Here is a 12888-nt window from a genome sequence, read left to right as displayed (position 1 = left end):
AGCGACTCAGGGTGTGGAAGGGCCCGCCAACCGCTCCGGTGACGGAGCGAGCAGGCCCTGCCACGCGGGGACGAGGTGCGGATTGGACGCGAGTGCCCCCTCCAGCTCCTTCCGCGCCTCGTCTCTCCGCGTTTCATCCAGGGCCAGCAGCACGCTGGCGTGAAGCACCTGCGCCCGGGCCCACGTGGGCCGCGCGGCCAGCACGTGCTCCGCCAGCTCCAGGCCTCGCCGCAGCATCGGAGTCGCGTCTCCGCCCTGGCGCGCCTTCCACTCCGCCCACTCGCGCTGGAGGTGCCCGGCGGCCAGCCGGTACTCCAGCTTCGTGGGGGCCAGTTCCAGCGCCTGCTGGAAGGCCTCCTCCGCTGTCTCGAAGTCCGCGTCCCGCGCCGTCCCGAGCCGCGCCAACCACCGGGCCCGGATGCCGCGCACCTCGGCCAGGTAGCGCCACACATGGCCCATGCGAGGGTTGAGCGCCTGCGCGCGCGCCAGCGCCTGCTCGGCCCGGGCCACGTCGCGTCCTGGCTCCCTTCCGCTCTCCACCGCCCACGCCGCATCCAGCGCGTGCACGCGCGCGAGGCTGGTCCAGACGTCGGCGTCATCGGACATCAGCCCGAGCGCCTGCTGGTAGGACTCCACGGCGGCGCGGACGCTCCGGCCCGGGTCCTCGCGGCGCGCGAGCGCGAACGTGGCGCGCAGGGCCGCGACTTCGCCCAGGTTGTTGTAGGCATAGGCCTGCTGGGGGGCCACCGCCCGCGCCTGTTCGAAGGACTGCTGGGCCGCGGCGAGGAGGGGCTCGGGGGCTCCTCCTTCGTCCCAGCGCAGCTCCGCCTGCCACAGCAGCACCGAGCCCAGGCCGTGGTGCAGCGGCGGGAGCTTTGCGTTGACCTCCAGTCCCTGGCGGTAGAGCGCGAGCGCCTTCTCGAGGTCGGGCCCCGGGTCCTCGCCCCGGTCCCAGTGCCAGCGCGCGAGCTGCTCGGACACGTCCGCTCCCTGGAAGCAGGCCGCGACGTTGCGTGGATTGAGGGCCAGGGCCCGCTCGAGCGCATCCCTCGCCCGGGCCAGGTCTCCCGGGGCATCCGGCGCGCGAGGGAGCGCGGCCCGCTTGCCCAGCGCCGAGCCCAGGTTGATCCACGCATCGGCCTGCTGCTCCCGCAGGGCGATGGCCGCGCGTTGCGCCTCGATGGCCCGGTCGAGGTGCTCCAACGGGTCCCCTCCATGCTCGGCCTCGTAGTCCGCCCAGACCAGGTGCGTCACGCCGAGGTTGGCGTGGTAGGTGTAGTCGCGCTCCTCGGGGCGAAGGCGTTCGCAGGCCTCGATGGACTGCCGGAGCTGCTCGCGAGGGTCCAGCCCCTGGCGCTGCCGGTGTCGCGCCCACAACCGGTAGGAGATGGCCAGCTCCAGCGGCACGCGGGCTGCGGGAGGCGCCACCGCCTGCGCGTCGAGCGCCGCGTCGATGGCCTTCTGGAGCAGTTGCTCCGTGTCGGGCTCCCCTTTCAGGGAGTGTTGCTCCGCGAGCCGGCGGTGCAGCCGCGCCCTGCCCAGCAGTGGCCGGAAGTCATCCGGCGCGGCCTGGAGCGCGCGCGACATGGACTCCAGCCCACGCTCGTAGTGGGGCAGGGTGTTGCCCTCGCCGTACAGCTCCATGATGAGCGCGTCCAGCTCCAGCCGGCCCAGCGCGTAGTGCGCGGAGGGGTGGCTGTCCGCGGTGGTGATGGCGGTGGCGTAGGCCCGACGGCCGGCGTCCAGGTCCTCCCGCGAGCCGGCGGTGTCTCCCAGGTTCCACTTGTGAGTGGCCCTCGCGAGGAGCGCGTCGCCCCGCAGCAGCGGTGCCTCGTAGAACCATGGCTGCGCGCGGCCCATGGCATCCAGGTCCGACAGCGCCTCCTCGTACCGGCCCTCATAGAAGGCGAACAGCGCCCGCACGTAGAGCGGCGGCGCTGGGACGTCGGGCCCTTCCGCCTGGCGGAGGTACGCGAGCGCCGGGTCCCTGTACCGCTGCTCCAGCTCCTTGCGGCGGGCTTCCCGCTGCTCGGGATTGCGCCGCTCCACATCCACCAGGAGCTGCTCGCGGTACTGCTCTCCCAGCACCCACGCCAGTGCCCAGGCCACGCGCGGCTCGCGGTAGCCCGAGGCCCACGCGGCCTCGAGCCGCTTGCGTGCCTCGTCCCGGTCATCCAGCACGAGCAGCGCGCGTCCCAGCGCGTACTGACCGGGGCCCTGCGCCTGCGGTCCGGCCTCGCGCACCTCGGCCTCCAGCGCGTCCATGCTCGCGCGCAGCGCCTTGCGGTCCTCGCGCGTGTCGTGCAGCGGTGACAGCGCGGAGTAGCGCGCCGACGCCTCGATTCGCTCCACGCGCTCGGTGAAGCGGCGGGCCAGCCGCTCGCGCGCGGCCACCTCGCTCCGCGCCAGCACCGTCTGCCCCACCGCCAGCGTCACCACCGTCAGCGCGGCCGCGCCCAGCGCCAGCGCCACCCGGTGCTTGCGGGCCTTCTTGCGCAGGCGGTAGCCCACGCCGCGCCGCGCCTGCACCGGCTCGCCGGAGAGGAAGCGCTCCAAGTCCTCCGCCAGCGCGCGCGCCGAGTCGTAGCGGGCCGGCCGCTCCTTCTCCAGGCACTTGAGGACGATGGCCTCCAGGTCCTCCGGGATGTCCGCGTCCAGCGAGCGAGGCGGCTGGGGCTCCTCCGTCTGGATGCGCTTGAGGACCTCCTCCTCCGTGTCGCCGGGGAAGGGCGTGCGCCCGGTGAGCAGCAGGTACAGCGTGGCGCCCAGGGCGTAGACGTCCACGCGCCTGTCGAGCCGGGACACCTCGCCCCGGGCCTGCTCCGGCGCCATGTAGTGCGGCGTGCCCAGCACCGCGTGCGAGGCCCCGCCGTCGTCGCGCACCTCGCGCGCCAGGCCGAAGTCCATGACGAAGGGCGAAAGGCCCCCGTCCTCGGTGCGCTCCACCAGGATGTTGCCGGGCTTGATGTCGCGGTGGATGAGGCCGGCGCGGTGGGCCGCGTGCACTCCTTCCGCGGCCTGGCGCAGCACCAGCACCTTCTGCTCCAGCGTCAGCGTGGACGCGAGCTGTCCCAGCGTCCGCCCGTCCACGTACCGCATGGCGATGTAGCCGCGGCCGCGCACCTCGCCGACCTCGTACACCTCGCACACGCGCTCGTGCCGCACGCGCGCCTGGGCGCGGGCCTCGGAGAGGAAGCGCCGCGCCTGCTCCGGGTGCGCGCCGCGCACGAACTTGAGCGCCACGTTGCGCCGCAGCATCGGGTCATACGCGAGGAACACCTGCCCCATGCCACCCTGGCCGAGGAAGCGCACCGGCTGGTAGCGCTCCCACTCCGGCACCGGGAAGTCGGGCAGGGACGCCGCGCCCGGCACACCCGCCTCGCCGGAGCGACCGGGAGTGGGCGGCGTCAGCGTGTCGGCCTCCTCGGGCCGGACGCCGCCGCTGTCCGTGCTCACCGAATCTCCTTGGCCCCGGGGTGTCAGCTCCTCACGCAGCAGGGACAGGGTGTGCTCCGTGAGCCGCCCGCGCTCCTTCAGCAACTGCAGGGGGCCACGCTCCAGACGGAGCGCCTCCTCCCGCAGGGCGGAGGCCTCCTCGTGGGAAACCAGCCCCTCGTCCAGGGCGAGGAGCAGCTCCTCCTCGAATACCTCGTTCAACCGTCCCACCGCGTGCACCGGAGCAGCATACGGGCTGCCCCGGTGCAGCGGGAGGCCCGCCGGGAGGTCCTTCGGGCCCAGGGGGAGTAGGGCCCGGTGAGGGGAGGTGGACCTCCCGGCGGTCTCAACCGTTACTTCCTCGCCGCGTCCGAGCGGCGGCTACGACGGCGCAGGCCGAGCAGGGCCAGCAGGGCGAGGCCGGACGAGGCCGGCGCCGCGCTGCAGCCGCCACCCGCGAAGGCGCGGGTAATCTGCTCCACCGTCCAGTTGTAGACGGCGGGCGAGGCGTCCACGTTGCCCGCCTCGTCAATGGAGCGCACGCGCAGGGTGTGGTCGCCCACGCCGACGTCGTAGCTGTCCTCGCAGGGGACATATGCGGCGCCGTCCAGGCTGCACTCGTAGTCCACGCCGTCCTCGGTGGAGTCGTACTCGAACGAGGCATCACCGTCGTTGGTGCGGGGGCCCGGGCCACGCGGGATGCTGGTGTCCGGTGCCTGCGTGTCGACGGTGAAGCTGTCCGGGGCCGAGGCCGGGCTGGTGTTGCCCGCCGCGTCGGTGGCGGTGGCCGTCACGGTGTGGGCGCCGTCCGCCAGGGGCGAGGCCGGCACGCAGCTCCACGCGCCGGTGTCGCTGACGGTGGCCGTGCACAGCACCGTGGTGCCCTCGCGCACCGTCACCGTGGTGCCCGCCTCCGCCGTGCCCGAAATCGTCGGCGTCGAGTCGTTCGTCACCGAGCCGTTGACCGGACCGGTGATGACCGGCGCCGGGGGCGCGGTGGTGTCGTTGCTCCTGATGGTGACGGTGACGGCCGGGGCCGTCTCCGTGGCGCTCAGCGTGGTGGAGGTGAGCACCAGCTCATGTTGCCCCGCGGGCACGCCCGTCAGCGCGCACGTCCAGTGGCCGGTGTTGTCCACCACGGCGGTGCAGGCCGGCGTGGTGCCGCCGTCGACGTAGACGTTGATGGTGGCGCCCGGAGTGCCGGTGCCGCCGATGTCCGGACCCGAGCTGCCGCCCGGGCTCGGCTGGGTGAGCACGGGGTAGAGCTGGCAGATGGACAGCGCGTCCACGCGGTACGTCACCGCCGTATCGGTGTTGTCGAGCGAGGGGCAGTTGATGTCCACCAGGGCCAGGCGCACTTCGCCCGTGGCCGCGTCGAAGTCGCGCGACAGCGGGAAGCCCAGCGTCATGGCGGCGGCGCGCGTGGCAGCGACGGTGCCGTTGTCCGTGACGAAGCCCTGCGAGAAGACCTGCACGCCGGAGCCCGGGTTGGCATTGACGCCGAAGATGCCGGGGTACCACTTCGTGGTGCCCGAGTAGCTGACGGCGCCGGACACGTAGTGCATGCGGTAGCGGCCCGGGACGGTCAGCGCGGCCTGGATGGCGCTGTCCGGCATGACGGGGGCGTTGATGTCCGTCACCTGCGTGCACTGGCTGCGGCCCAGGCGGGTGAAGAAGCTGCGCACCCCCGTGTTCTGGCAGCCATGGCCACTCTCGATGGTGCAGGTGGCGCCGCAGCCGTCGCCCGCCGTGGTGTTGCCGTCGTCGCACGCCTCGGAGGCCGCCTTGACGCCGTCGCCGCACGTCACCGCGCACACCGACGGACTGCCGCTGCAGCTATAGCCCGCCTCGATGGTGGAGCACGTCGCATTGCAGCCGTCGCCGTTGGCGGTGTTGCCGTCATCGCACAGCTCGCCCTCGTCCAGGCTGCCGTTGCCGCAGTTGGTGAGGACAGCGCAGCGGTTGGTGTTGGGGTTGCAGTAGCCGCTGTCGCAGACACCCGACGCCGAGCACGTCTGGCCAACCTCCCACAGGCAGCGCGGCGAGCAGGTGTCGCCGCTGTTCAGGTTGCCGTCGTCGCACACCTCGGTGCCCGCGACGACGCCGTCACCGCACGAGGTGCTGCAGACGCTGGGCTGGCCGTTGCACGAGTAGCCGCTCTCCTGGGCGCAGGTGCTGCTGCACCCATCGTTGCTGGTCTTGTTTCCGTCGTCGCACTGCTCGCCGGCCTGGAGGGTGCCGTTGCCGCACGTGAGCACGCAGGCCTGGCCCGGGGTGGGGCACGTGTAGGGCGGCTCCACCACGGTGCAGGTCGCGTTGCAGCCGTCGTCCGAGCGGGTGTTGCCGTCGTCGCACTTCTCGCTGCCCGCGAGGATGCCGTCGCCGCAGAGGGTCTGGCAGGCGCTGGGCTCACCCGAGCAGCCGTAGCCCGGCTCCACGCGGCAGCCCTGGCTGCAGCCGTCGCCGCTGGCGGTGTTGTTGTCGTCGCACGTCTCGTTGTCGTCGAGGTTGCCGTCGCCGCACGTCAGGCTGCACACGGAACGGCCCGAGGCGGGGATGCTGCACGCGTAGCCCGGCTCGACGCGGCACTCGGTGGCGCAGCCATCGCCCGGGTTCACATTGCCGTCATCGCACTGCTCACCGGGGTTGACGGTGCCGTTGCCGCACGTCTGCGTGCAGGCCTGGCCCGGAGTGGGGCAGGAGTAGCCCAGCTCCAGGGTGCAGGCGATGGAGCAGCCGTCGTTCGAGCGGGTGTTGCCGTCGTCGCACAGCTCGCCGGGGTTCAGCGCACCGTTGCCGCACAGCGGGGAGCACACGGAGGGGCTGGTGCCCACGCACTCGTAGCCGCGCTCGATGCGGCACGCCGCGGAGCAGCCGTCCGAGCCGTTGGTGTTGCCGTCGTCGCACTGCTCACCCGCGTTGACGGTGCCGTTGCCGCACGTCGCCACGCAGGCCTGGCCCGGGGTGGGGCAGGCATGGCCAGCCTCGACGCGGCAGCTCGCGTTGCAGCCGTCGCCGTTGTTGGCGTTGCCGTCGTCGCACTGCTCACCGGGGTTCAGCAGGCCGTTGCCACACGTCCGGGCGCAGGAACTGGGCTGGCCCGCGCAGCCGTAGCCCGGCTCGATGCCGCAGGTGGCGCTGCAGCCGTCGCCGTTGGTGGTGTTGGCGTCGTCGCAGTCCTCGCGCGGGGACACCTTGCCGTCGCCGCAGCGGTCGTCGTACGCGTCCACGAAGAGGTAGCGGAACGCGTTGGGCTCCGTCTGCTCGTTGTCGTTGCACAGCTCGATGCGGTTGAGGCCCGTGCGCCAGGGCGCGGTGGTGCCGAACTCGCGGAAGATGTTCTTCTGCCAGGGCTGGCCGCCCGGGTCGTTCACCACGGTGGGCGTGAAGGAGGCGCCATTCACACGCGCGCCGTTGAAGGCGTTGTCGTTGAACGTGGCGATGCGCAGGCGGAAGTTGGCGACGTTCGTCGTCGAGGGGACGAGGAAGTCCTGGTACACGCAGGTGTTCTCACCCAGGGGCGCCCGCATGTAGCGCGCCGTCTGGATTTCCTGCGGCCAGTCCTGCGCGTCGCGCACGTCGGTGGCGGCGCCCGTGTTGGTGACCGCGTAGAACCAGTGCGGGTCCGCGCCGGTCTCCAGGCGGCGGTTGTTCTGGTCCACGCCGGTGTTGAACACCGTCACGCCCGCCAGCACGCAGCGGCTGGGGCTGCCCGCGCAGGCGAAGCCGGGCTCCACCTCGCACTGGCGGCTGCAGCCGTCGCCCTCGAAGCGGTTTCCGTCGTCGCAGATTTCCTGGTCGAAGTTGGGCCACGGGCGGTTGTTGAAGGCGCCGTTGCCGCACAGCGACAAATCACAGGTGGCGGAGCAGCCGTTGGCCTCCGCGGTGGTGTTGCCGTCGTCGCAGGCCTCGCCGGGGTTGATGACGTCGTTGCCGCACAGGCTCGCCAGCGAGCAGGCCCGGCCGGGGACATGACAGAGGTAGCCGGCCTCGATGGTGCCGGTGGCGGAACAGCCGTCACCGGACGTCGTGTTGCCGTCGTCGCACTGTTCGTTGGGCTGGAGCCGGCCGTCGCCCACGAGGGACGACGCCTGGCTGACCAGCACGGGGGGGTTGGTAGACGACTGCTGCGGGACATCCGCCTCGCAGCCCGTCAGGGTGGACACCAGCGCGAGCGCCAGTGCCGCCGCCTTGAAGAGGGTTCGGGTATTCATGGAAGCTGGCCTCACTTCTCGGTGGTGTCGGCGGAGGGGCTGCCCTGCTGGGTCGTCACGCCCTCGGCATCGCCGACGATGTGGAACTCCACGCGGCGGTTCTTCGCGCGGCCTTCCTTGGTCTTGTTGTCCGCGATGGGCTTCTCCGGACCGAAGCCCTTCGACTCCAGGCGCTCGCGCGCCACCTTCTTGTCGACGAGGTACTTCACCACCGCCTCGGCGCGGCGCTGGGACAGGTCGAGGTTGTACTCGGGGCTACCGGTGTTGTCGGTGTGGCCCTCGATGCGCAGCTTCTCGACCTCGGGGTGCGAGGCGAGGATGCTCGCCACGTTGTCGAGCAGCTTGTAGCTGCGCGGGGCGATGACGTCCTTGTTGTTCTCGAAGTAGACGTTCTCCACGATGCGGATCTGCCCCTCGCCAATCTGCGCGAGCTGCTTCTCCTTGCAGCCGTTGTTCTTCACGGTGCCGGGCTCGTCCGGGCAGTTGTCCAGTCGGTCCACGATGGTGTCGCCGTCGCGGTCCTTGTCCGGGCAGCCACGGTTCTCCTTCGGGCCCGCCTCGTTCATGCAGGCGTCACGCGCGTCGGCGATGCCGTCCGAGTCGTTGTCCAAATCAGGGCAGCCGTTCTCGTCCGCGAAGCCGTCCTTGTCCTCCGCCTCCTTCGGGCAGGAGTCCTTGGAGTCGGCGATGCCGTCCTTGTCGGTGTCCGGGTCGTCCGGGCAGCCGTCCTCGTCCTCGAAGCCGTTCGTGTTCTCCGGCTGGGAGGCGCAGCGGTCCGCGAGGTTGAGGATGCCGTCGCTGTCATCGTCGCCGTCCGCGCAGCCGTTGAGTTGGGCGAGGCCCTTGGTGGACGGGCAGCGGTCCGCGACGTTCTTCACGCCGTCGCCGTCCGCGTCCAGGTCGGGACACTGGGAGACCTCGTAGGGCTGGCCCTCGACACAGCGGCGCGCCGTGTTGGAGTCCGTGCCGAAGGTGATGCCCGCGAGCACGCGGAAGTTGGGGGTGCCGGGCGTCTGGCCGAAGCCGGGGCCGCCCATGAGGTACACCTCGGAGCCGTTGCTGGTGGGCGCGCGCAGGCCGAGCAGCACCTCGAGGGACTCCGGCGCGTCCGCCACCGGCAGGGTGCCGCGGACCACCAACTCCTCCTTGAGGCCGAAGAGGCCGGCGGAGAGGTTGACGCCGCCGTTCATCTCCACGCCCATCTCGTCACGCACCGGCTGCGTGTTGGGAGAGAGCGCATACGTCTTGGTGCGCACCAGCGCGCCCACGTCCGCGCCCACGCGCCAGGTGCCGCCGAGCGACTTGCCCGCGCCCAGGCGCGGCGTGAAGACGAAGCCGTCGTCCTTGGTCAGCGTCTCGGCGCTGCCCAGCGGAAGCGCCACGCCCAGGTGCACGCCGAGGTCTAGCGGCCCGTCGTTGCGCTCGGAGAGGATGCCCGCGCGCGCCTGCAGCCACGGGGTGCCCAGGGCCGCCGTCTCCGGCGTGGCCACGCCCAGTGACGAGGTGTCCGGGCCCCACTGGGCCACCACGGGCACCTGCGCGCCCAACTCCAACCAGTCGGTGACGGCGTACGCGCCGGACAGGTGCACCGTCACGCGGTCCGTGACGATGACGCCCTGCCGCTGGTCGTTCTCCAGCAGCACCAACGGCTCGTTCTCGTAATGCGCGGTGAAGGCGAGGCGGTACTCGCCCTTGTCCAGCAAGTCGCCGGTGGACAGCACGAGGCTGTCCTTCGCCGCGGGGTTGAGCTGCAGGCGCTCCAGCTCCACGCTGGGGATGCGCTGCGCCTGCGCCTGGACACTGGATGCCCAGAGGACCGCCAGTCCCCCGAGCCAGAAATGATTCCTACGTAGAAACACGGCTTCCTCCACGTCTCGCGTGCCCCCCTCTGGTGCACGCGTCCATCGACCCGAATGGGGTTCGCGGCCCCTGTGCACGCACCGAGCCATGGGCTCAGCGCACACGCTCTCAGAGGGAGGCTCGCTCTGTTCAGCCCGGCCCCGGGCGCACGCCGGTGGATTCCTGACGTGTCAAAGAACCCAGGGCCAGACACACGGTGAAGTGTTGACGCGTCAGCCTCTTCGCGGATCGGGGCGTCGATTTCCACCCATTTCGAGCGGACTTCCGGGGTCTTCGCGAATGCTCGCGACACGCCGTGTCGCTCAGGTCCACCCACAGGCCGGATTTCATCTACGGGCAGGTGGGTGAAGGTCAACCCGGCGCGAATCTCGGCTTTTCACACTCCGGCAAATTCGCGGCCCCGCATGTGGCCATTCGAATGGTGGGCAGGGTCCCCCCGGTGCGGTGCTTCTTCGCGCCAGGAGGAGACGATGGGCCGGCAACGCGCGTCGGGATTCACGCTGCTGGAAATCATGGTGGTCATCGCCATCGTCGGCATCCTCGCGAGCCTCTCCGTCACCACGCTGTCGCGGATGCAGCCGCGCATGGACGTCATGGGCGCGCTGGATGACCTCCAGGCCACGCTGGCGCAGGCGCAGGCCCGCGCCTGGTCGCGCGGCGGTGACGTGTGGGTCGTCATCGTCCCGACGTCGGCGGGGACCACCACCCGGGCGAAGGGCGGCGTGCTCGTCTACGAGGACTTCGACCGCGACCTCATGCTCGGCTCGCTCGCCGTCAATGACGACGGGACGCTGGCCACCGCGCCCGAGGCGGGCGACGAGCTGCTGAACAGGACGTGGTACGGCGCCGAGCCCTACCGCGGCCGCGTGCAGCTCGCGCTCAGGCCGAGCGACGGCTTCTCGCTCAACGCGCCGTTCTCTGGCGCCGCGGCCACCTGCAACTTCTGCACGAACGGCCCGGCCGGCCTGCGCGGCGCCATCGTCTTCCAGGCCAACGGCGAGGTGCGCCTGGTGGACGGCAACGGCGTCACCGTGTCCAACCTCAACGCCGGCGTGGTGACGCTGTCGAGCGACAACCAACGGGGTGCGCTCGCCGTCGCGCCCGCCACCGGCTTCTCGCGGGTGACCCGGCCGTGAGGCGCTCGCTCCGCTCCCCTGCCTCCCAGCGAGGCACGACTCTCGTCGAGGCGATGGTGGCCACGGCCGCGCTGCTGTTCGGCATGCTCGGCCTGCTGTCCGCGGACCTCGTCTCCTTTCAGCAGAACGCGTACGCGGTGAAGCAGAACCAGGCCACGGCGCTCGCGCGTGACATCGCGGACACCCTGTCCCGGTGGAACTACTCGGACACCCGCCTCAGCAACAGCCCGGGCAACGACAGCCGGGTGCTGGAGAGCGGCGCCTTCCTCTCCGAGCCGGACTGGAGCGCGTACGAGCTGGACATGGCGGCCGTGTCCGGTACGGCGGCCCCCAGCTCCACGCGCGCGCTCGACAACACCACCTTCCGCCGACACGTCGCGCTGCGGCCGCTGATGGACGGCACCACGCAGCTCGGGCTGCTGGTGAGCGCGGTGGTGTCCTGGCCGGAGGGCGGCCGGTGGCGCCAGGTGGTGCTCCACACGATGGTCTACGACCCGGCGGGCAACAACGCGCCGGTGCCGGGGCTGTGAGGCGTGCGCGATGCGCTCCCTGATGTCCCGTCCCCGCGCCCGTGCGCGCCGCGGCCTCACCCTGGTGGAGTTGCTCGTCACGCTGGTCATCGTCTCGCTGCTGTCGGCCGCGGTGGTGGCGGTGGTCATCCACCAGACGCGGGCGTATGACTTGAGCGCCCGCATGCGCGAGGTGGTGTCCGCCAACCGCACCAGCGTCTCCTATATCGAGCGCCGGCTGCGCATGGCCGGCTTCGGCGTGGACCCGCGCTTCGCCTTCGACTTCGGCAAGGTGGGCGACGTCATCCCACGCGACTCCAACACCGCGCCGGACGAGCTGGTCTTCTTCACCCGCGCGCCGGGCTTCAACCGCCGCGGCACCATGACGGGCGGCACCACCCTCACGCTGGACGCGCCGCTCGCCAACCCTCTCAAGCCCGGGCAGGTGCTGCTGCTCATCTGCCCCACGGGCAGCGGCAGCGCCTACGTCACCGTGAGCGGCATGACGGGCCTGGCCACGGTGTCGCTGTTCAGCGCGTCCGGCGCCTTTCCGCGCCAGAATGTGCCCACCTGCACGGACGCGCCCTACGTCCTCAAGGTGGACCGCTACCGCTTCTTCGTCGCGGACGTGAATGAGGGCGGCCGCGTCCGCGCGTACCTCCTGCTGGACCAGGGGCTGGAGGTGGTGCCCGGCACCCGCGGCGCCTTCAACACCACCACGGACCGCTTCCCCGAGCCGAGGGACTCCACACCCTGGGACGGCGCGCGGGTGCTCACCACCAACGAGCTGCAGAACGTCACGCCGCTGGCCGCGGACGTGGAGGACTTCCAGGTGGCGTGGCTGATGAACCGGCCCGAGGGCGCCGCGGCCCCCACGACGACGGTGACGGCGCCCGACGCGGACGCCAACTGGATTCTCGGTGACTCGGCCGCCGAGCAGCCGAACCCGGCCGCCACCGCGCCCGCCTTCACCGACGCATACCTCGACGGCAACCGCTTCAGCGGGCACCCGGCCAACATCCGGAGCGTGCGCCTCACGCTCGTCATCCGCTCCACGCGCCCGGTGGGCCGGCGCGGCGCGCGGCCCGCGGTGGAGAACCGGCCGGCGGCCACCGTCCCGGACGACTTCTACCGCAGCGTCATCACCACCCAGGTCGCCATCCGCAACATGTTGTCCCGCTCCGAGTTCGCCCCGGTGCAGGTGAAGTCGGGGGGAGGAAGCTGATGCACTCCCGCTCTGCCCGCGGCTCCGCGCTGCTGCTCGTTCTCATCGTCATGACCATCCTCGCGGTGCTCGCGGTGCTGGGCATCCAGTTCACCGGGCGCGAGCGCGAGGCGGCCCACGCCTTCACCCAGGAGGCGGAGGTGCGCGCCTGCGCGGAGACGGCGCGCGCCAACGTGCTGGCCCGCCTGCGCACCGTGGGCGTGCGCCCCACGGAGATTCGCTTCAGCGAGCAGCTCCCGGACTCGGTCCTCACGTCCACCCGCTCCACCTACGGCACGGGCCACGTCGGCGCGCCGCCCGCCGCGGCCGACGGTGGCGCGGGCGTGACGGTGGAGCCGGTGGAGGTGGTGCTCAAGGGCGTGGGCTCCACCGGCCGGCAGGCGCGCGACGTGACGAACCTCGTCGGCCCCGCGGTGCTCGGCGGCCAGTACTACCGCATCGCCGTCGAGTGCACGGGCCGGGGCGGCCGGCAGCACGAGATGGAGATGCTCGTCCGCTTCGGAATCTAG

Annotated in this window: 7 protein-coding genes; 4 read left to right on the top strand and 3 right to left on the bottom strand. The window is 71.7% G+C overall.

The window, feature by feature from the left end:
* Positions 1–6 precede the first annotated feature (6 nt).
* The 3 genes from ACVTJA_RS36470 to ACVTJA_RS36460 form a co-directional block, all read right to left on the bottom strand.
* Positions 7–3675 (bottom strand): protein kinase domain-containing protein, encoded by a 3669-nt coding sequence (locus ACVTJA_RS36470; protein ID WP_465826849.1) that lies wholly within the window; start codon positions 3673–3675, stop codon positions 7–9.
* A 113-nt stretch (positions 3676–3788) separates the two neighbouring features.
* Positions 3789–7649: a DUF4215 domain-containing protein gene (locus ACVTJA_RS36465; RefSeq protein ID WP_465826846.1), complete on the bottom strand. Its 3861-nt coding sequence runs from the start codon at positions 7647–7649 to the stop codon at positions 3789–3791.
* An 11-nt stretch (positions 7650–7660) separates the two neighbouring features.
* On the bottom strand, positions 7661–9508 hold the full coding sequence (locus ACVTJA_RS36460; RefSeq protein ID WP_465826842.1) for an OmpA family protein: 1848 nt from the start codon (positions 9506–9508) through the stop codon (positions 7661–7663).
* A gap of 471 nt (positions 9509–9979) precedes the next feature.
* On the opposite strand from ACVTJA_RS36460, the gene ACVTJA_RS36455 reads away from it, so the two are divergent.
* From ACVTJA_RS36455 to ACVTJA_RS36440, 4 genes are read left to right on the top strand one after another with little or no spacing between them, the layout of a single operon-like run.
* A complete protein-coding gene (locus tag ACVTJA_RS36455) occupies positions 9980–10645 on the top strand; it encodes a pilus assembly FimT family protein (RefSeq protein ID WP_465826839.1) in 666 nt (221 codons plus the stop codon).
* A complete protein-coding gene (locus ACVTJA_RS36450) occupies positions 10642–11175 on the top strand; it encodes a hypothetical protein (RefSeq protein WP_465826836.1) in 534 nt (177 codons plus the stop codon). Before ACVTJA_RS36455 ends, ACVTJA_RS36450 begins: the two co-directional genes overlap by 4 nt.
* Positions 11176–11185: 10 nt before the next feature.
* Entirely contained in the window at positions 11186–12379 is a 1194-nt protein-coding gene (locus tag ACVTJA_RS36445) for a prepilin-type N-terminal cleavage/methylation domain-containing protein (protein ID WP_465826834.1), read from the top strand.
* On the top strand, positions 12379–12888 hold the full coding sequence (locus ACVTJA_RS36440) for a hypothetical protein (RefSeq protein ID WP_465826831.1): 510 nt from the start codon (positions 12379–12381) through the stop codon (positions 12886–12888). Before ACVTJA_RS36445 ends, ACVTJA_RS36440 begins: the two co-directional genes overlap by 1 nt.

The organism is Pyxidicoccus sp. M6 (genome assembly GCF_055568925.1).
The sequence above is the reverse complement of the archived record's forward strand: the minus strand, read 5'-3'. Positions and strand labels throughout refer to the sequence as shown.